This window comes from Hamadaea flava (assembly GCF_024172085.1).
GTDB lineage: Bacteria > Actinomycetota > Actinomycetes > Mycobacteriales > Micromonosporaceae > Hamadaea > Hamadaea flava.
Window position 1 is genome coordinate 794,534 of sequence record NZ_JAMZDZ010000001.1, and the last position, 19,316, is coordinate 813,849.

Genomic DNA, 19,316 nt, shown 5'->3' on the forward strand with positions numbered 1-19,316 from the left:
GGCCCAGCCAGGCGACCCGCGATTGGATCACCCCATGTGGCCGGCCGGACCGATACGGTCGGGGCATGTCTTATCCACCTCAGCAATACACCGCCGAGGCTCCCGCCGTCAGCGCCACCTTGCGCAGCGGCGACGCGCCCGTCGACCTGACGATCGGAGCGCGGTCGAAGGTCAGTTACCTCGCGACCGGCGAGACCACGAACGGCATGTTCGGGCTCTACCGCTGGGACCTGCAGGCGGTGCCGCCGCCGGACAGCCTGCCGGGTGGGCATTTCCATCGGACGATGGCGGAGTCGTTCTACATCCTGAGCGGCACGGTGGCGCTCGGCGACGGGGAGAAGTGGGTCGATGCGTCGCCGGGTGACTACCTGTATGTGCCGCCGGGTGGCATCCACTCGTTCGCCAACACCTCGGGCGAGCCGGCGTCGATGCTGATCCTGTTCGCACCCGGTGGACCGCGCGAGGCCTACTTCGAGGAGCTGGCCGACATCACGGCGAAGGGCCGGGAGCTGACCCACGACGAGTGGGTGGAGCTGTGGGCGCGGCACGACCAGTACGAGGCGACGATCACGACAGGTTGACGGTCGCCAGCGGGGCCATCGTGGGGGCGGGTGAGCCGCCGACAGGTTCGCGGGTGATGCCGAACGCGGTGGATCCCGGCTGCCAGTCGAAGGCCAGCGTCCCGCCCTCGATGCCCACCGGCAGGATGGCGGCCGAGGTCGGCGTGCCGTTGGTGAAGACCCACATCTGGTAGGTCTGGCCGGCGGGCGGCTGGCGCAGCCCGGCGAGCATGGCGACCCCGCCGTGCTCGGAGGCCGACACGGCGGCCGCGATCCGGCCGCCGTCGGGCATGTCGGCGCCCTTCATGACGACGTCGCGGGCGTTCATCACGGCGTAGATGCGGTCGCGTTCGGACTTCAGCGTCTGGACCTGGTTCTGCTGGGCTGACAGCTGGTGGTTCAGCACCGCGTACAGGCCGCCGACGGCCAGCACGGCCGTGGCGGCGATGGCCAGGGCGGCACGCCGCCACCGTTCGGCGCTCTTGAGCGGCGGGATGCGGACGACGATCGGGGCCTGTCGTTGGCGGGGCAGCTGCGGCGTTTGCTTGATCGCGGTCAGGACGTCGGCTCGCATGCTCGCCGGCGGCGCCTCGTAGGGCTCACCCAGGTTCGCTGCGACCTCGTGGAACCCGGCTACCTCGGTCCGGCACGGCTCGCACTCGTCCAGATGACGCGAGAACGCCGTACGCTCGGCATCGTCCAGGGCGTCTAATGCATACGCCCCGGAGAGTGCGTGCAGGTCCGCGGTCATTGAAGACGATGATACGCCTTAGGATTGTGATCATGGGAGACTGGACGCTGCGGCCAGCGACGGCAGCCGACGTGGACGCCGTCGCCGAGTTGCGGGCGGTGGTGATGCGACCGGACCTGGAACGGCTCGGCCGCTACGACGAGCACCGCGTCCGCCAGCGCCTGCGGGAGCGGTGGGTTCCCGAGGACAACCAGGTGATCGAGGTCGGCGGGGTCTTCGGCGGTAACGTGGCGCTTCGCCTTGACGAGGACGGCCACTGGCTGGAGAACTTCTACCTCGACCCGTCCGTGCAGGGGCGCGGCGTCGGGTCGGCCGTGCTGGAACAGGTGCTGTCCGAGTGCGACTCACGTGTCCGGTTGCAGGTCCTTCAAGGCAGCCCGGCCCGGCGCCTCTACGAGCGGCACGGTTTCACCGCGTACGCCGAGGACGCGGTCGACGTGTGGATGGTCCGCCAGCCGCGCTGAGGGTGACCCGGCGCCGTTTGGACGACGCCGGGTCTGTTTCCGCCACTCAGCGGCCGTGGCCTGCGGCGTTGTCCGCGCCAGCCTTGCGGCTGCCTGCCCTGGCCGGTCGGTTGTCACCGCGGGCCGCAGCGCTGTCTGCCCTGGCCGGGAGGCTGTCGCCGTGGCTCGCAGCGCTGTCTGCGCTGGCCGGGAGGCTGTCGCCCTGGCTCGCGGTGTTCTCCGCACCTATCGGGGCGTTGTCGCCATGGCCTGCGGCGTTGTCCGCGCGGGCCGGGAGGAGGAACGCGGTGACGATCACGGCGATGGACAGGACCGCGCCGACGACGAACGCCAGCCGCATGCCGCCAAGGTTGGCGGCCACGGTGGCGACGCCCTGCGACTTCAGCGCGTCGGCTCGCGCACCCATCACGGTGATCACGAGCGCGGTGCCGAAGGCCGCCGCCACCTGCTGCAATGTGCCCAGGATCGAGCTGCCGTGGGAGTACAGGTGCGGCGGGACCGCGCCGAGCCCCAGGGTGAAGACCGGGGTGAAGGTGGCGGCCAGGCCCACCATCATCAGCGAGTGCAAGCCGAGGAGCTGCCAGAACGGCATCGTCATGGAGACCTGGGTGAATCCGGCGAGCGAAACGGTGATCGCGATCGCACCTGGGATGACCAGCACCCGGCCGCCGAACCGGTCGAACAGCCGGCCGACGGTCGGGCCGAGCAGACCCATCGCGAGTCCGCCGGGCATCACGAGCAGCCCGGTCTGCAGCGCGGTCAGCTCGCGGACGTTCTGCAGGTAGAGCGGCAGCAGGATCATCGAGCCGAGCATCGCCATGAAGGCGACCGACATCAGGGTCAGCGAGACCGTGTAGGTGCGGTGCTTGAGCGTGCGCAGGTCCATCAGCGGCGTACCGTGCTTCTGCAGCATCAGCTGGCGTACGACGAAGATGCCGATGGCGACCAGCCCGATGCCCACGATCGCGGTGGCCACCCCGGCGTGGCCGCCCTCGAACCGGCTGAGCCCGTAGACCAGTCCGCCGAAGCCGAACGCGGCCAGCCCGACGCTGATCCAGTCGATGGTGCTGACCTGCGGCTCCCCTACGTTCTTGAGCTGCTTCAAGCCGCCCCAGGTGATCACCGCGGCGATGGGCAGCACGACCGCGAACAGCAGGCGCCAGGACCCGAAGTTGAGGATCACGCCGGCGATCGCCGGGCCCATGGCGGGCGCGACGGAGATGGCGAGGCTGACGTTGCCCATGACCTTGCCGCGGTGCTGGTCAGGCACCACGTGCATCAGCGTGGTCATCAGCAGCGGCATCATCACGGCCGTGCCCGACGCCTGCACGATGCGAGCACCGAGGAGAACTTCGAAGGTCGGTGCGACGATGGCCACGGCGGTTCCGAGCAGGAACAACCCCATCGCGGTCGCGTACGCGGTGCGGGTGGACACCCGCTGCAGGAACCAGCCGGTGATCGGGATGACGGCCGCCATGGTCAGCATGAACGCGGTCGACAGCCATTGCGCGGTCTGCTCGGTGATGCTCAACGCGCTCATCAGCTTCGGGATGGCGTTGATCATGATCGTCTCATTGAGAATGACGACGAATGTGGCCAGCACGAGCAGCCGGATGACGGGTGGTGTGCGACCCGAGATCGCGGGGTTCGCAGATTCGACAGATGACTCTATTTGCTGGACAGGCACGGTACCTCGATCAAGGTTGGCGGACATATGGTCGCGGTCAGCGGTCGTACTTACATTCGATGGCATACCAAGACTGACTGATCCCACCGACAAAACTCATCGCATCTGGTCCACATTCCAGGGAGTTCTGTCAGAATTCATCGCGCCCGGCATCCGCGATTAGGGTTACCACTGTGGCCCACTTCCGACCGGCGGTCCGGGCGATCGTGCTGGATGAACACGACCATGCCCTGCTGGGCCGGCTGGAGTTCACCGACTCCGGCCGCGACTTCGTCGTGTGGACGGTCCCCGGCGGCGGGATCGAATCCGGCGAGGACCCGATGACGGCGTTGCGGCGGGAGCTGACCGAGGAGATCGGCCTCGACCTGACGGCCGATCCGCCGCACGTGTGGCATCAGCAGGTCCGCTGGTCACGCCGCGACAACGGTTTCGACGGCGTACGCAACGACTACTTCCTGGTGCGTACAGGCCACTTCGATCCGCGCGGGTCGATGACCGAAGCACAGCTCGCCGAGGAGTACCTGATGGGCTTCCGGTGGTGGAGCCCGACCGAGATCCAAGACTATGCCGGTCCGGCCACGTTCGCACCACCCACGTTTCCTGCCCTGCTCCGCGCGCTGTTGTCCGACGGCGTACCGGCCGCTGCGATCATCCTCGACGACTAGAGGCTCGTCAGCGCCAGCCGCCCCGGTCGGTCTTGCGCCACATGACCTGCGGTTCGGCGTAGCCGGCCAGCTGGCGTGGCACCGGTGGCCCCCGCCGGCGGCCGCGGAACGGCAGCGCGGCCAGCACCCCGACCATGAAGCCCAGCACATGCGCCAGGTACGCCACCTCTCCCCCGCCGGTGACGGCCAGCCCGGCTGAGTAGAGCCATTGCAGCACGAACCAGGTGCCGAGGACGATCCATGCGGGCAGCCGCAGCGGGATGAAGAACAAGATCGGCACCAGACTCCACACGCGAGCGCGCGGGAACAGCACCAGGTACGCCCCGAGGATGCCGGACACCGCCCCGGAAGCGCCGATGAGCGGCTCGGTCGTGTCGGGGTTGGCCAGCGCGAACCCGTAAGCGGCGGCGTACCCGGAGGCGACGTAGACCAGCAGGTAGCCGATCTTTCCGAACCGGTCCTCGATGTTGTTGCCGAAGACCCACAGGAACAGCATGTTGCCCAGCAGGTGCAGCCAACCGCCGTGCAGGAACATCGAGGTCAGCACCGACAGCGCGGGCTGCTTGGCATAGGTCGGGGCGTCGACGACGCAGCCGAGCCCGTTCGCCATCCGCCCGACCGCGCCGGTGGCCACCAGCGGCAGCTGGGTGTTGGTGATCAGCTCCTTCGGGATGGCCGCATAGTGCTGGAAGAACGCCGTCTGGTGGCACAGGTCCGACACCGCTTCGCTGCCGATCCCCATGTTCGCGAAGACCGGCGTGAACAGCAGCGCCAACACGTTCGCGGCGATCAACCCGTAGGTGACCCACGGCGTACGCCGGACGGGGTTCACGTCATAGATCGGGATGACCATGGATTCACTGTGCCCTATCGCCGCGATCGCGGCATCCCCCGTGCGGGCCACCACGGCGTGTGCGCGTTCCGTATGCTCTTCCCGCGAAGGTGATCATGGGGAGCTGGAATGAAGATCAACAGGCGACAGGTGCTGGCGGTCGGCAGTGCGGTTGCGGCGGCGACCGCGTTGGGCTCGCAGCAGCCGGCAGCGGCCGCGATCGCGTATGACGTGGCGATCAACTCCATATGGAACGACTCATCGCGGATGTGGATCAAGATCGTCGGATCCGTTCCGGTGGGGGCCATCGCGGCCCACGTCCTCGATTCAGACGGCTCGGTGCTCGCCACGTTGCGCGACTTCACGTTGACCTACGGCACAACGTCCGACGGTCAATGGACCAGCAACGACCATGCCGCATTGCCTCGCCTCGGCAGCTATGACGTCGCCGTCGACATCAACGGGGCAGCGAGCGGCGAGACGTACCACCAGGTCCTCCCACATGCGTTCCGCTACTTCGCCCACACGTTCTTCGAGGACCTCCAGATGGCGCCGCCGATCGTGGACTTCGATCACCGGGAGGTCACTGTCACCGGCCGGCTCGTCTGGGAGGAACCGGCCACGCTCGTCCGGACACCTCTGCCGGGGCACACGATCCGGTGGAGCACCTTCATCCCGACCGCGGTGGAGGCAGACCCGAGCGGGGTCACGACCAGCGATGACGCGGGTCGAATCACGTTCGTCGTGCCCTGCCCGGCGGAAGCGTGGATCCGGGTCAACACATCAGACGACGGTACCTATCTCTCAACCGGCGCCGAGGTCAAAGTCGGCGCGGCGATCCGGCCCAGCCGGCTGACATTGACCCAAGTGGAGCCCAAGGTCGTCTATGGCGAGCGGGTCAGCCTGGGCGGGCGATTGGAGATGCTGGCCGCCAGTACCTGGGTGCCCTACGCTGAGCAATCAATCCTGCTCACCGACCGCTCCCGTGACTTGCGGCTGACGACGGTCACCGACCAGGACGGCCGCTACCAGTTCCCCGCGGTGGCATCGGAGAACGGCCCGTATACCGCGTACTTCAACTGGGGCGAGGCCCCCGATCGCCTCATCGCCGTTACCCAGACCAGCGCCGAACCACAGGTGCGGTGGCACACGACTCTTACGGAAGTCGGCATGTGGCAGCCCGACGGCGGTGACCTGTGGCGGGTCCAGGGCCGCGTCGGATATCCGGACGGACGGTCGCCGCTCCGGACGATCCTTCTCTTCGAAACCATGCCAGTCGGGACGACGACCTGGAAAACTGCGGTCACCTCCGTGCTGTCCATCGGCGACACCTTCGCGGTCGATCTGACGATCACGGTGCCGAAATATATCCGGGTACGCATCGCGCAGACCGACGATTTCCTCGGCGCGGTCGGACCTACGTTGTACGCCGGGTCCGGCCAGCCACCCCGTCACAGACCCACTCAAGGCATTCCGCTGCCACGGCGTTGACGCTCCCGACGCCGGTCGAACCCGAAAGACGTGGGCGGCGTGGTCGACACCGATGAGGTGGGCGACGGGTCGCGCGTAATAGTCGACTCAGTACGACAGGTCGATCCCTCGCCGACGGGCAAACTCGCGATGGGCGATCATGATCGCGTCGAGCCAGCGGGCCAGCATCTCGTCAGCGCGGTACATCCGGGTCATGCGTACCTCGAACTGACCCGTGTCGACGTGATCGACCGAGGTGACGTCGGGCTGGTCGACGAGCGCCTCCTCGACCAGATCAGGGTCGGACTCCTGCTGGGACTGGTAAGGCTGTACGAGCAGCCCCACCTCGTCGGCGAAGCTCAGTCCCCAGAGCAAGCCATCGCCGGTGCCGACCCCGAGAACGGTGCAGACCTGGTCGCGCGTGATGGTGAACGTATGCCCCGGCCACGCTTCCTCGACGGTCGTCAAGGCCGCCGGCATACGGTCGAGGACCGCCGCGACCGGTGAGCAGGTGGCGAGCTGGGAACCCCAGTACCAGACTCTGCGCAGGTCGCCTGTGCCACTCACAGGCTTGACGCCGGGGACGGCGTACGCGGTCACTCGAGACCTCATCGGCTGGCTCTTTCGCGATGACTCAGTCGGGAGAACTAGAAATAGCAGTGCTCATCGAGTGTGCGGTTGCTGCGCGAGCGATGAAACGCAGCGTCAGCCGGATGTTGACCCCGGGCTCATCGTCATCGCACGCTTGCTCGGCGGAATCGGCAAGGGCGTCTGCCGCACCAACATCCGTGCCGTATGCCATCTCCTCAGCGAACGCTGTACAAGCTGCTTCGATCGTCTCTGATTCGACGCCTATCGCGTTGCCATCGTGGTCATCGTCGAGCTCGAAGTGGCGCTTCCAGCCATCGAGAACCTCGGCCGCGGCTCGCCGATCGGTCAGCTCGATGGTGCGCTCGATCAAGGTCCGCACGCTGCTGTTGATCTGGCCGCAGTAGAAGTCACGCAAGTCGGCCAGACAACTGGCGTAGACGGACTTGAAATGATCTCGCGGAAGGGCCTCGAGCCGATCGACGAGTATGCCGTGGAGGTCGAGGCTTTCGTCCAAGTCGAGGACCGTCACCTCATCCATGCTCTGGACCTCGGCCTCGGTCAGAGTGGTGATGTCGAAGCTCGCCTGGCAAGCTCTTCCGCCAGCCGGCAATTCCTGATCGAGCACAGTCGGCAGCTTAGTACGGCAGTAGTCGCAGTTCGCCGGTTGAGCTGCGTGGAGGCAGGGAGACCCGATGATCGTGGCACCCGCATCAGAGGTCCACTGAGCCGAGGAGATCCAACAGCAAGTCGGTGTTCTCGATCGCAGCTTGCAAGATCTTTCGTGCTTCACGCAGCTTGCCGGCCTGGTCAGCGAGCGTGTGCACGTCGCCAGCGGCAACAGCTCCATACGTCGTCGCGCTGACCGCGAGGAGTATCTTCAGTCCTTCTGCTGCCTGCCCGGCAGCCAGCGGAATGGGGTCAGCTGGGCACTCTTGAGCAATCGCCGGAAGCGGCGCGCACGCTCGCTGTACTTGCCATCGGATAAGTTCTGCCCGGGCCGCGGGATCGCTGGCAACGTCAGCAGCGCTCAGCTGCCGTTGCCAAATGGCGTATCGCGCATCTCGGCTCAACGGCAGCCTATCCGTCGCCATCGCCAGGGACTGCGATGCGCCCAGCAAGGCGCTTGCCAGCCACGCTCGGTAGGCGTTGACCCCACCGAGCTCGTCCATCGCCGCTGTTTGGTCTGCTGCCTCACGAGGAACATGGTCGACACCGAGCATGTTCAGCGCCCCGACGAGACGTTGCTCGAGAGGCCGCTCTCCATCTGCTCTTCCATCGGACTCCATGAACGAACACTAGCGACGCACGACCACGATGAGGGAGCTACGACCTTTCCTCGCGGTCGACAACATCAGAGGCGGTACACGCGGGCGGCGTTGTCGACCCCGATGAGATGAACGATCCGCTTCGCGTCCGTCTCTGTGAAGTCGGCGAGGAAGCCCGACAGCGCCTCCCGGAACAGCGTCGCCGCGAGGTAGTAGAACTCGGGTAGGCCGAAGGCGTCCGATGAGTACAGCATCTTGGTGAACGGTGCGAGTTCGAGCGCTTCGGCGAGCACGGCGGTGGCGCGGGTGCCGACGTTGTGCAGGGCGAGGCCGACGTCGAAGTACACGTTGTCGAAGACCTGCGTCAGGTAGCCGGCCTCACGGTGGTACGGATAGGTGTGCAGTAGCAACATCGGAACGCCGGTCGGCTCGATAGCGCGCAGCAGTGGCGTCAGCAGCGCCGGATTGGTCTGGTGGAGGTTCAGGTCAGGGTCGCCGAAACCGGTGTGGAACTGCACCGGCAGGTCGAGATCGACGGCGGTCCAGATCAGAAACCGGTGCAAGGTCTCGTCGGCGATCCGCGCCGGACCGCCGCGGCCCATCATGGCCAGCGCGAGCCCCGCCGCCGCGGTCACGTCGCTGTCCGTCGGGCGGCGAGGATCCAAGGCCAAGCCCATGCGGTACGCGGCTACGCTCTTGGCCGCTACCGCGGCCTCGGCTCGGGCGGCGAGGTTCTCCCGGAACGCGGTCGCGAAGCCCATCGCGTCGACCCCGCTAGTGAGCAACTGCTCGGCGAGCTGCTCTAGGCGTACCACTTCATGAGCGGCCGCACCCGCCGCGGAGCCGAGCTCTTGCGGGGTGAGCAGGGGTTCGGGCAGGTAGCCGGTGTCGACGCAGAGCGCGCCGAGGCCTGCCGCGGTCAGGAAGCGATCGGTGACCTCGGCGTGGCCGAGCGACGCGCGGCGGTCGAGGTAGTCGGCGGGCGGGGCGTGGGTGGGCAGGTCGAGCAGCGGCGCGCAATGCTTGCGCACGGCGAAGCCGAGCAGAGAATCCCACGAGCCGCGCGGGCCCTCGGTCAGCAGCCCGGCGAACGCGGTCGCGTCGAGATCGCGCCGGACGACGCCGTGGCAGTGATGATCGGTCAGCGGCAGCGCCGCCACGCATTCGCGCACCTCACCAGCTTGCCGGAAGGTCGGGCGTTTTGCCGGTAGGTTCGCTTGTGTGACCAATCCGGACGAGATCGCCGCCGAGCTGGCCGCGCGCGACGTCGCCGTGATCGCGCTGACCTGGGTGGACAACAGCGGAATCACTCGGATGAAGGGTATCCCGGTGGCCCGGCTCGCTCACGCGGCGCACTGGGGTGTCGGCGCGTCGCCGGTCTTCGACACGTTCCTGGTCGACGACTCGAACGTGATGGGCCGGTACGCCGGAGGTCCCGTCGGCGATCTGCGGCTCGTCCCGGATCTGCGGCGGCTGACCCTGCTCGCGGGGCAACCCGGCTGGGCGTGGGCCCCGGCCGACCGGTACGACCAGAACCGCGACCGCCATCCGCAGGACGCGCGCGGGATCCTCGGCACGGTCGTGACACGGCTGGCCGATCAGGGGTACGCCGTGCGGGCGGGGTTCGAGGTCGAGTGGTGCGTCGTTCCCTCCGACAGCGCCCCCGCTTACGGGATGGCCCGCGCCGTCGAGCACTCCGACTATCTGCGTACGCTGATGGAGGCGTTGATCGCGGAGAACGTGCCGGTCGAACAGTTGCACCCGGAGTACTCCCCCGGCCAATTCGAGGTGTCGTTCTCACCGCAGGACCCGGTCGGCGCCGCCGACATGCTCGTCCTCGTACGCGAAACCATCCGCGCGGTGAGCTTGCGACACGGATTGCGAGCCTCGTTTGCGCCCCGGGTGGTCGCCGGCGGTGTCGGCAACGGCGGCCACGTACACCTCAGCCTGTGGCGAGGCCCGGAGAACCTCATGCTCTCCGACGTCGGCTCGTCGTTCATCGCCGGGATCCTGGAGCGCCTCCCGGCGCTGCTGGCGTTCGGCGCGCCTTCGGTCGCCAGCTATCTGCGGCTGGTGCCGTCGCATTGGGCTGGGGCGTACGCCTGCTGGGGGCACGAGAACCGGGAGGCAGCGCTGCGGTTCGTCACCGGGACGGTGGGCGAACGCGAATCCGCCGCCAATATCGAGGTGAAGTGCTTCGACGCTACCGCTAACCCTTACCTCGCGCTGGCTGCGTTGTTGTCTGCCGGCCTGGACGGGGTTTCTTCCGCGTTGTCGCTGCCGGAGCCGGTCGAGGTCGATCCCGCGTCGCTGGCTTCGCCGCCGCCTCGGCTGCCCACATCGTTGTCGGCTGCAGCCGACGCGTTGGAGGGCGACCCGTTCTTCGCGTCCGAGCTGGGGGTTGAGCTGGTCGACACCATTCTCGCGGTTCGGCGGGGTGAGGTTGCGGTGTTCGACGGTGCTTCCGAGGAGGAGATCGTCGCCCGTACGCTCTGGCGCTACTGACCCTGCGTTGATTCGGCTTGATCAGCGTCATTTCCATGTCGCCATGGCGCAAAATGCAGGAGCCGTTCTCGCTCTCCCAGCGGTGCTGGTTGGGCTCTACCAAGGCGGGGTGCTTGTCGGCCGGCGGGACGACGATGAAGTCCTCGGCAGTGCGCCGGCGTCCGCAGGGTCGAGCAGGCGCGTGATCACCACGACCGTCTCGGCACGCTGGCAGCACGATCGGTGAGCCCGCCGCCGCGCGAGTACCGGCGTCACGGCAATCCACGCCAGAACCGCATCAGGTCAAGCTCAACGCCAGTCGCCGTTGACGTAAGTGTTGTCCTGATTGGAGAAGAAATAGAAGTAGTACTCGCCGCCGTTCAGCGTGTACCCGGCGGAGGTAGCCCCCTCGCAGGGGATCGGGAAGGGGTCGCCGATGGGCGGGTCGATCCCGAGGGTCCAGTGGTAGAGCTGTCCCACCACGTCGTACGCGGGATCGCAGGAGGCGCCGAGGACCGCCCGGTGTTCACCGCCGAGCAGGGTGAAGCGCGGCGAGTACCCCGAGCCGTTGAACCAGAGGTCGAAGGGCTGGAAGCGGGCGGTGACCGGACGCGGCGGAGCGGCGTACGCCGCCGATCCGGTGGCCAGCACGACGGCAGCCAGGACCAGTGCCAGAACGGTGCGAACTCTCGGCAAGACGATGCTCCTCGTGGCGGGTGACGAATGGCGAGTGACGGTTGACGGGGGGGTCAGCCGAGGTCGCCGGAGATGTGGGTGTTGTCGACGCCGGAGAGGAAGCCGAAGTAGTACTCGCCACCGCTCAGGTGGTATTGAAGATCTTTCCCCTCACCTTGGCAGCTGAGGACGACGAGGTCACCGACCGGCCGATCCAATCCCCAGGTGACGTGCATGAGGCGAGTGTTCACCACGTCGGAGGCACAGTCTGCCCACAAGCTGGCGTTATGCCATCCCGGCCCGAGTTCGACCTTCGGCGACGCACCTTGCACGTTGAACCAGATGTCGAAGCCCGCCCGGGGCACGGCGGTGGTTCCCGCGACGGCGGCTGACGCCGGATGCGCTCCGAGGAGCAGGGTGGTCAAGGCGACGGCTGCGGCGATGAGTCGCTTAGGCATGGAATCTCCGAGGTAGGGATCGGCAACGCTGATCAACATAGCAGCATGTAAGCAATCAACTACGTATCGTGTTGGCGCGGCGACCGTCCAAGATCGATGACGTCGAACGTCGAGACATATCTGAGCGACGAGGACGAGCATGGGCGACGCGTTGACCACTGCACGAGCAGTACGCCTGCGGGGTGCACCTGCTGGATCAGGGTCTTTTCCAGGTCGCCATAGCGCGCATGGCTGCGTGGAAATGACCCTGATCAAGGGCAGCGCAAGTGGTCGGGCACGGCACGCCGCGGGCGAACGTCGCGGGCTCAGCGGGCGAACCGGCGCGGGCCGGAGCGGGGCACGGTCAGGGGCCTACGATGCGGGCCTTCTCGCGTTCGAACTCCTCCTCGGTGACGACGCCTTCCTCGTGCAGCCGTTGTAGCTCGGCCAGCAGCAGGACTGGGTCCGGCGGGGACTGCGGGGCGAGGTGTGCGGCCCGGTCGGCGACTTCCTCGCCGATCCGCCGCGCCAGCCATCGGACGCGCAGGATTCCGAGGACGATCGCGAGCGTCGCCAGTACGCATACCCAAGGCAGGACCTCACGCATGCGCGCAGGGTATCCATGATTGTCACGAAGTCGCGCGGGCGAGGATCTCCGGGCCGGTCAGGGCCGTGCTTTGCGCAACGGACAGGCCGGTCGCCTTCAGGTGCGCGTCCACGATGCGCAGGCCGACGGCGTACCCGGCCATGTCGGGGATGCCGACCGGCTCGGCGCCGAACTTCCGGGCCGTCGTGTCGCCCAGCACGTACGCAGTGGTCTTGTCGTAGCCGGTGATCTCGAACGCCGCGACCGTCTTGGCGTAGGCGTCTTCCAGCGAGTCGCCGGTGACCATGGTGGACCAGGGTCCCATCGCGGCCGGGCCGGCGAGTTCGCGGACGAACGCCTCGGCGAGTCCTTCGGAGACGACGTGCTCGCCGACCATCGGCGTCCACGGCACGTTCTGGTACCGGATCTGGTGGTGCAGCTCGTGGACGGCGCAGTACGCGATCCGTCCGACGACCTCGTCGGACGGCCAGCCGATGAGGTACAGCCAGCCGGGCGCACCGCCCATGCCGTAGTAGCCACCGGCGACTTTCATCAGGTGCTCGTCGTCGGGGTTGCCGAGCACGAACAGCACCTTCACCTCGTCGGGCTGCTTCCAGCCGCACAGCGCCTCGGAGGCACGCTCAAGAGCGGCGGTGATCTGCCCGACGACGTCTTCGCTGACGAGGCGGGTCAGAGCCGGGAGGTAGCGCTGATCGTCGGCGTCGATGCGGAAGCCGCCACCTTGGTGGTGCAGGTCGACCGGGTCGCCGGGCAGCGGGACGTGCTCATACATCGGCGCGATGAGGCCGCGCAACGCGTCGGCGCGCTCAGGCAGCGGGCGGGCCAGGATCTCCAGCATCGTCTGCGGGGTGTCCATAACCGTGATCTTCATGGTTCCGACGGTAGGGACTCACGCCGCGTGAGGGTCAAGCGCCGGTGCGGGCAGCTCGACGCGGCACGACTGGTACGCCATGCACGTAACCTCGGCCTTGATAGGTGCATGGCGTACCAGGGGCGCCGGAGGTGGCACGGCGGCGAGGCGGACGGCGGCCAGGCAAGCAAAACGCGGCTGGCGGCGCGGCGCGGAAAGGCCGGCTAGACGGCAAGGCGTAGGGAAGGCGGACAATAAGGGTCATGGGTCGGCGGAGGATCATTCGGGCCGTGATCGTCGTGCTGTCCGTTACCGTTCTTCTGGTGGGGCTGCTCTATCTCGCCCAGCGCAAGCTGATCTACTTCCCGAGTCAGGAGACCGGGCCGGTGCCGACCGGGATGACGGAGGTCAGCTTCGGCACCGCCGACGGCCTGACTCTGCGGGGTTGGCTGTCCGCACCGTTGGAGCCAAGTCCGGGCCAGGGCACGGCGGTGCTGGTCGCGAACGGCAACGGCGGCAATCGGGCTGGCCGCGTACCGCTGGCGCGGGCGCTCAGCGAACGTGGGCTGACCGTGCTGCTGTTCGACTACCGTGGCTACGGCGGGAACCCGGGGAGCCCGACGGAGTCCGGGCTCTTCCTCGACGTCCGGGCGGCGTTCGACTATCTGCGCGCGTCCTTCGACAGTCAGCGCATCGTGCTGTTCGGCGAGAGTCTCGGAACCGGCGTTGTGACCGATCTCGCGGCGGAGCAACCGGTGCGCGCCGTCGTCCTGCGGTCACCGTTCACGGACCTCGCTTCGGTAGGTGCCGCACACTATCCGTTCCTTCCCGTCCGTCTTCTCCTGCGGGATCGGTTTCCCGTGCTGGACAAGGTTTCCAGCGTGGAGTCACCGATGACCGTGGTGTACGGAACTGCTGATGGCACTGTGCCGCCCGCGCAGAGCATCGCCGTCGCGGAACGGGCTGGGATCGCCCCGATCGCCGTTCCGGGAGCGGACCATAACGACGCCGTGCTCGCCTACGGCCCGCAGCTGATCGACGCGATCACCGCCGCCGCCAAGTAAGGCCACATCGACGCGATCACCGCCGCCGCAAGGTAGGCAACCTCGAGATGCGCCCTGCCAGGCCGTCGCGGGGGGGTTCACGGCCTGGCAGGGACGATGGAGCCGCGGCGGCTACGGGCCTAGGCTCGGCGGGATCGGGTTCCAGGGCACGTTGGGCGCCGGCGCGGACAGGGCTGCGTTGATGCCCGCCGCGTACGCGGTGGTCCCCTGTTCGTTCGGATGGAACGAGGCCATGCTGGGTGTCCTGTCGCCGTCGCCTTGTGTGGCCAGGGTCAGCCCGTTGATCCAGTTCTGGCCCAGCACCTCGCAGGCGTCATGTCGGAGGAACCGGTCGTCGACCGGGGCGAACGTCACGTTCATTCCTTCGGTAGCCCACAGATGGAGCACCGTGTCGCCTTGCTTGCGTGTCAGGTATGCCTGCAGCGGAAGGATCGCGTTGAGTTCCCAGGGCTCGACCCAGCATGCCTCGGCGTCGCTGATGTTCATGACCACCGGGTAGTTCGCGAGCACGATCTTCGCCGTCGGCGCCTGCGTCTTGATCTTGCGTAGCAGGGCTTCGAGGTCGGGGATCGTGTGGTCGTCCAGTTGGTCGTAGACGGTGTCCCAGAGCGCCGACTCCTGGCACATCGGCGTTGCCACGCAGGTGGTGAGGATGTTGCCGAAGACGCCGCCGTCGTTGCCGCCGATCGTCAGGATGACGTAGTCCGTGTCCTGGTTCAAGACGCCGGAGTAGAGCTGTGGATATTCGAACCACTGCCCCGTGCCGTCGTAGTCGGGGCTGCCGACGCGGCCGTACCAGGGGGTGGTCAGTTGCTCCGTCACTGCCCCGGAGCAGGCGACGAAGCCGAGTTCGACCGAGGAGCTCCACTGATTCTCCAGTGCGCCCACCGTCTGGGTCATGCCTGGCAGGACCAGTTTCCTGGCCCACGCGTCGGGGCTGCGGCGGCACGAGTTCTGCCACTTCGGATCGCCGCCGTCGACGTTGGTCTCCGCGTAGTAGCCTGCCGCCCCTGTGGCCACCGGGTCGCCGGTCCCCTCCCCGGAGGAGTAGGAGTCGCCGAGGACGGCCACCTTGACGGGTTCGCGGCTCAGCGGCTGGAACGCGACGGCGTCCCAGGCGACGTTCTCGGTCCCGTCGCCGTCGAGGGTCACGTTGGTGAGGCTGACGCTCGGCACGCCGTTGAACTTGAACGAGCCCAGCGAGACCCAGTTGTTGGCTTGGCGCTTCTGGTTGATGTAGCGCACGGTCGAACGTCCGTCGCCGAAGTGGATCGTGTACTTGGCCTGCTGGGTCCGGGCGCCGTGGTCGGGCAGGTGGACCGCCACCCGCATCCAGGTGTAGATCGCGCGGTTCAGCTTCCACGTGCCGACCACTTCGAGCCGGTCTTGCAGGCCGCCCGGACTGCCCGATCTCGTGTGGCCGAAGATGAACCGCCCGCCGAAGCCGGCGCCGAGCTGATGGATGTCGACCTTGGACGGCATCGTGCCGTTGGCGTCGGTGGCGAAGCTCATCGAGAACGTGCCCTCGCTGGTGATGTTCGCGCACGGGCGAACGGAGGGCACGCCGTTCACATCCTCGTCGATGATGTACGCACCGGTCGGCGCGGCGTTGCCCGATGCCGAGGCGCTGCGGCTGCAGTTCGGTGGGTAGGAGGTGCCGTTGGCCTCTTCCATCCAGGTGGAGGGGAACCGGAGGAACTCGTAGCCGCACTCGGAGTTGCAGTTCTTCCACGTCGCCGGCCGGTTGTACCAGCAGCGGAAGTCCGGGAAGCCGTTCTGGGCGCTGCGGCAGGGGCCGGGGACGTCCGGGATCGCGTCCGGATCCCACGGGACCTCACCGACCAGGTCCTTGACGCACCGGTTGGTGTCGTCGCAGAACAGGTCCATCGGCGGCTTCACGTCGTACCGGTACTCGTCGGTGTTCCACCACGCGCCACGGAACGCGGGCACTTCGACGCCGGGTGCCTCGTACAGCCCCATCGGCCATGCCGCCCATCCCATGACTCGCTCGGGGTAGGGCCACCAGTTGGGGTGCACGGCGTCGGAGAAGTGGTTGTTGTGCAGGAACGGCTCTCGCTGCGGGTTGTACTTGGGGTTGCCGGGGTTGTTGTGCCAGCCGACGCCCCAGGCGCCGTTGTTCTTCGACGCGTCGGCCTGCGGGTAGAAGCCCGAGTTGTACGCCCAGACGGCGTAGAACCAGTTCTCGATGTTGACCGGATTGCCGTTGTTGATGCGCAGCCCGGCGCTGTAGGTCTGGTTCCATTTCTGTACCAGGATCTGCAGGCCGGCGGCGATGTTGGAGGCGTAGTCCAGCGCGATCGCGTGCTTCTGTTCCGAGGTGCGCTCGCCGATCCGCATGCCGTCGGTGACCTGCATGACCCCGTAGCCGCAGTCCGCGTCGGCCATGTTGATGTCCCAGTCGTCGCCCTCGTAGCCGTTGTAGATGTCGATGCCGTAGTAGTTTCCGATGAGCGGGTTGCCGGTGACGCCGGGCATGGCGTACCGGGAGGCCTGCCACAGGTTGGATTCCTGCATGGCGACGCCGAGCAGGATCTGCGCCGGGACGCGGCTGGTGGGCCATCCGGCCAGCGCCGGTGTCGGGAACAGCTGCATCGGCTTGGTGGTGGTCAGCGCGACCCGGGTCCGCCAGCCGTCCACGCCGGTGGGGTTCCAGGTGGCGTCGAGGTTTTTGGTGATCGCCTGGTTGGCCGCCCATTCGACCTGTCGCGGTTTGGGCTGCATGGCCTGGCGACGGTGGTCGTTGCGGGCGATCGCGCAGGTGCGTTCGCTGGTGCTTTCGGGCAAGTCGTCGGTGACCAGGTTCGCTGCGAGTGCCGCGGTCGTCGCCAGGGGATCCAGGGCGGGTGAGATCGTCTCGCCGATGGGTGTGGTGCTGGCAGTCGTCGGAGTTCCCGGGCCGCCTGGAGCCCTGGCCCCGGCGGGGTGGGCCAGGTCGATGCCCAGCCGCACGGTCTGGTCCGTGGCCGGGACGGTGAGCGACAGTTCGATCGGTGCGGCTTCCGCGTCGGTCAGCGGGGCACGTCCCTTGGCCCAGCCGACGTCATGGACGAAGACCGCGGCTGTGCTGCTGGCGCTCGCGCCCGGGGCCACCTTCGGCAGGTGCTTGAGATAGCTCGCGGTGCCCCGCACCGTGGCGGCGCCGACGATCGCGACCGTGCCGTGCGCGGCCGGGGCCAGGCTGAAGCCGTCGAAGGCGCCACGGGCGAACTCCGTGGGGCTGGCTCCGGCAGGGCTGTTCTGTGCGAGCTGTGCGCGGCTCAGGCGCAGCGCCGCCAATTGTTTCGGTGCGGCGGACGCGGCCGCCGGTTGGCCGGCCGAGGAGACCCTGTCCAGATAGACCAGGCCGCCGTCGGCGTCGGCGGTCAGCCGGAACGGGACGCCGGTGGTCCGGGCGATCAGCCCGATCTTCCCGCCTTCGACCCGCACGATGTGCGCGCCCTTGGCTGCGACGATCCGGGTCCGGCTCACCGGGATCGCGGAGGTCACCTGCCCGTCGAGTTCGACCGGCTTCGCCACGACCTTGCCGTTGCGCGTGTCGACGATCGCCAGCCGGGTTCGCCCCTGGTCGTCGCGGGCCTTCGCCTGCGTCAGGACAGCGAGGTCGTCGGCGCCGCACCCGGGGTTGAAGTAGGCCAGGGAGGCGGTGACGCCCAACTTGGTCACGTGGCCGGTGCGCAGGTCGACCACCGCCGCGAAGCCGGCCCGGTCGAACAGATCGGGCTTGTTGGAGAACGCCCGGGGTGCGTAGACGGCGACCACCTTGTCACCGGAGGAGGTCAGGCAGGCCTGCCCGATCCACTGGTCGACGTCGACCAGGCTCTCGCGCAGCGTTGCGACGACCCGCCAGGCGTAGCCGTCGGCCGCGCGGGCCGTGAGGATGTGCAACCCGCGCCCGTCGGCCGCGGTGGCCCAGGCGAGGTCGGTGGAGGACTTCCATCGGGGGGTGAGGACGCGGTCGCGGTCACGTTCGGGGACCACCTGGGGCGCGCGGCTGTCGCCGCTGGACGTCGCGCTGGCGGGCGCGCCGGCCGGCTGGGCGGCGTGCGCGGCCGTGATGGGCATGCTGAAGATCGCGGCCGCGAGCAGCAATGCGGTGTGCTTGCGGGCACGGACGACCGTGGGACGGGTCTGCATGTGCGTCTCCGGGGGTGGGGAGGGCTACGGGGGCTCGCGTTCACGCCGCCGCGCCGCGGCCGGTCAGGCTGCGGTTCGATCGGCGAGGTTCGGCCCGATGGCTGCCGTCGAGCAGTGGCAACCGTGGAGCAGGGGGTGCGAGCCCGGCCGTTCGCCGGACCCGCACCACGAGCTGGTCGTCAGGGTCCGAACCACATCATCCGGATGGCCCTGTCGAACCCGAGCCAGGAGTAGTAGCCGGGGGCGCCGTCGATCGGGCCGGTGTATCCGCCGCTCCGCTTGGCGATGGTCTGGATGCCCATGTACGTGTACTTGCCCGGGACGCCGTCAATCGGGCCGCTGTAGACGTTCTCCCGCGTCAGGTACCGCTGGACACCTTTCCAACTGTTGACGCCGGGGTATCCATCGGCTGGTCCGGTGTAGCCGAAGCTCGCCGCCGGTCCGGCCTGGATGCGGCACCACATCGGCATGTCGGTGGCGCTGCCGCTGTTCGTCAGGCGGTACATGTTGTCCTTGCAGAACTGCGTGGTGTAAGAGTTGCCCGCCTGGGCCGGCGTGGCGACAGTGAGGCCGGCGAGCGCCACGCTCAACGCGACGGCCACTGCGGAAGTACGCTTCCAGTTCATGATGATCCTCTCCAGGGACGGTCACGCGATCCAGGAGGTGCACTGCAACGGGGAGAGGCGTCCGTGACGGTGGCAGTGACGCGTTCGCACTGCCCCAGCCCTGCGGACACCTACGGTGCCGGCACCCTACGGT

General features: G+C 67.8%; 19 protein-coding genes. 6 read left to right on the forward strand and 13 right to left on the reverse strand.

Going from position 1 to position 19,316, the window contains the following annotated elements:
• The first annotated feature begins 65 nt into the window (after positions 1-65).
• Positions 66-581 carry a cupin domain-containing protein gene (locus tag HDA40_RS03920; protein WP_253751744.1) on the forward strand — a complete coding sequence of 172 codons (516 nt, stop codon included), beginning with the start codon at positions 66-68 and terminating at the stop codon, positions 579-581.
• Here HDA40_RS03920 and HDA40_RS03925 read toward each other — a convergent pair.
• Positions 568-1,311, reverse strand: coding sequence for an anti-sigma factor (locus HDA40_RS03925; protein WP_253751747.1), 744 nt, complete (start codon positions 1,309-1,311; stop codon positions 568-570). The two genes, HDA40_RS03920 and HDA40_RS03925, sit on opposite strands and share 14 nt — an antisense overlap.
• Before the next feature lie 32 nt (positions 1,312-1,343).
• Here HDA40_RS03925 and HDA40_RS03930 point away from each other — a divergent pair, with 32 nt between their 5' ends.
• Positions 1,344-1,775: a GNAT family N-acetyltransferase gene (locus tag HDA40_RS03930; RefSeq protein ID WP_253751750.1), complete on the forward strand. Its 432-nt coding sequence runs from the start codon at positions 1,344-1,346 to the stop codon at positions 1,773-1,775.
• Between the two features lie 46 nt (positions 1,776-1,821).
• On the opposite strand, the gene HDA40_RS03935 is transcribed toward HDA40_RS03930, so the two are convergent.
• Positions 1,822-3,549 (reverse strand): DHA2 family efflux MFS transporter permease subunit, encoded by a 1,728-nt coding sequence (locus tag HDA40_RS03935; RefSeq protein WP_253751753.1) that lies wholly within the window; start codon positions 3,547-3,549, stop codon positions 1,822-1,824.
• An 86-nt stretch (positions 3,550-3,635) separates the two neighbouring features.
• On the opposite strand from HDA40_RS03935, the gene HDA40_RS03940 reads away from it, so the two are divergent.
• On the forward strand, positions 3,636-4,127 hold the full coding sequence (locus tag HDA40_RS03940) for an NUDIX domain-containing protein (protein WP_308197669.1): 492 nt from the start codon (positions 3,636-3,638) through the stop codon (positions 4,125-4,127).
• 7 nt (positions 4,128-4,134) lie between these two features.
• On the opposite strand, the gene HDA40_RS03945 is transcribed toward HDA40_RS03940, so the two are convergent.
• Entirely contained in the window at positions 4,135-4,980 is an 846-nt protein-coding gene (locus HDA40_RS03945) for a rhomboid family intramembrane serine protease (RefSeq protein WP_253751755.1), read from the reverse strand.
• A gap of 108 nt (positions 4,981-5,088) precedes the next feature.
• On the opposite strand from HDA40_RS03945, the gene HDA40_RS03950 reads away from it, so the two are divergent.
• Entirely contained in the window at positions 5,089-6,450 is a 1,362-nt protein-coding gene (locus HDA40_RS03950) for a twin-arginine translocation signal domain-containing protein (RefSeq protein ID WP_253751758.1), read from the forward strand.
• A gap of 87 nt (positions 6,451-6,537) precedes the next feature.
• Here the strand turns inward: HDA40_RS03950 and HDA40_RS03955 are convergent, their stop codons facing one another.
• The 4 genes from HDA40_RS03955 to HDA40_RS41980 form a co-directional block, all read right to left on the reverse strand.
• Complete coding sequence (locus HDA40_RS03955; RefSeq protein WP_253751761.1) at positions 6,538-7,041, reverse strand: hypothetical protein; 504 nt, start codon at positions 7,039-7,041, stop codon at positions 6,538-6,540.
• A gap of 22 nt (positions 7,042-7,063) precedes the next feature.
• Positions 7,064-7,645 carry a hypothetical protein gene (locus tag HDA40_RS03960; RefSeq protein ID WP_253751764.1) on the reverse strand — a complete coding sequence of 194 codons (582 nt, stop codon included), beginning with the start codon at positions 7,643-7,645 and terminating at the stop codon, positions 7,064-7,066.
• Positions 7,646-7,730: 85 nt separating this feature from the next.
• A complete protein-coding gene (locus HDA40_RS03965; RefSeq protein WP_253751767.1) occupies positions 7,731-8,306 on the reverse strand; it encodes a DUF6245 family protein in 576 nt (191 codons plus the stop codon).
• Between the two features lie 65 nt (positions 8,307-8,371).
• The gene (locus HDA40_RS41980) at positions 8,372-9,457 is read right to left on the reverse strand and encodes an amidohydrolase family protein (RefSeq protein ID WP_253751770.1); all 1,086 of its coding nucleotides are present in this window, start codon (positions 9,455-9,457) and stop codon (positions 8,372-8,374) included.
• Positions 9,458-9,506: 49 nt separating this feature from the next.
• Between HDA40_RS41980 and HDA40_RS03975 the strand changes: the two genes are divergently transcribed.
• The gene (locus HDA40_RS03975) at positions 9,507-10,790 is read left to right on the forward strand and encodes a type I glutamate--ammonia ligase (RefSeq protein WP_253751773.1); all 1,284 of its coding nucleotides are present in this window, start codon (positions 9,507-9,509) and stop codon (positions 10,788-10,790) included.
• 288 nt (positions 10,791-11,078) lie between these two features.
• Here HDA40_RS03975 and HDA40_RS03980 read toward each other — a convergent pair whose 3' ends face one another.
• The 4 genes from HDA40_RS03980 to HDA40_RS03995 all read right to left on the reverse strand — a co-directional run bounded on the left by HDA40_RS03980 (position 11,079) and on the right by HDA40_RS03995 (position 13,359).
• On the reverse strand, positions 11,079-11,465 hold the full coding sequence (locus HDA40_RS03980; protein WP_253751777.1) for a hypothetical protein: 387 nt from the start codon (positions 11,463-11,465) through the stop codon (positions 11,079-11,081).
• Between the two features lie 53 nt (positions 11,466-11,518).
• A complete protein-coding gene (locus HDA40_RS03985) occupies positions 11,519-11,902 on the reverse strand; it encodes a hypothetical protein (protein ID WP_253751781.1) in 384 nt (127 codons plus the stop codon).
• A gap of 343 nt (positions 11,903-12,245) precedes the next feature.
• Positions 12,246-12,488 carry an SHOCT domain-containing protein gene (locus HDA40_RS03990; protein WP_253751784.1) on the reverse strand — a complete coding sequence of 81 codons (243 nt, stop codon included), beginning with the start codon at positions 12,486-12,488 and terminating at the stop codon, positions 12,246-12,248.
• A 22-nt stretch (positions 12,489-12,510) separates the two neighbouring features.
• The gene (locus HDA40_RS03995) at positions 12,511-13,359 is read right to left on the reverse strand and encodes a DUF2268 domain-containing putative Zn-dependent protease (RefSeq protein WP_253751787.1); all 849 of its coding nucleotides are present in this window, start codon (positions 13,357-13,359) and stop codon (positions 12,511-12,513) included.
• Between the two features lie 269 nt (positions 13,360-13,628).
• On the opposite strand from HDA40_RS03995, the gene HDA40_RS04000 reads away from it, so the two are divergent.
• Entirely contained in the window at positions 13,629-14,402 is a 774-nt protein-coding gene (locus tag HDA40_RS04000) for an alpha/beta hydrolase (RefSeq protein WP_253751790.1), read from the forward strand.
• Positions 14,403-14,513: 111 nt separating this feature from the next.
• Here the strand turns inward: HDA40_RS04000 and HDA40_RS04005 are convergent, their stop codons facing one another.
• Both HDA40_RS04005 and HDA40_RS04010 read right to left on the reverse strand, forming a co-directional pair.
• The gene (locus tag HDA40_RS04005) at positions 14,514-18,557 is read right to left on the reverse strand and encodes a golvesin C-terminal-like domain-containing protein (protein ID WP_253751793.1); all 4,044 of its coding nucleotides are present in this window, start codon (positions 18,555-18,557) and stop codon (positions 14,514-14,516) included.
• Between the two features lie 179 nt (positions 18,558-18,736).
• Positions 18,737-19,183 carry a hypothetical protein gene (locus tag HDA40_RS04010; RefSeq protein ID WP_253751796.1) on the reverse strand — a complete coding sequence of 149 codons (447 nt, stop codon included), beginning with the start codon at positions 19,181-19,183 and terminating at the stop codon, positions 18,737-18,739.
• Between the last annotated feature and the right edge of the window lie 133 nt (positions 19,184-19,316).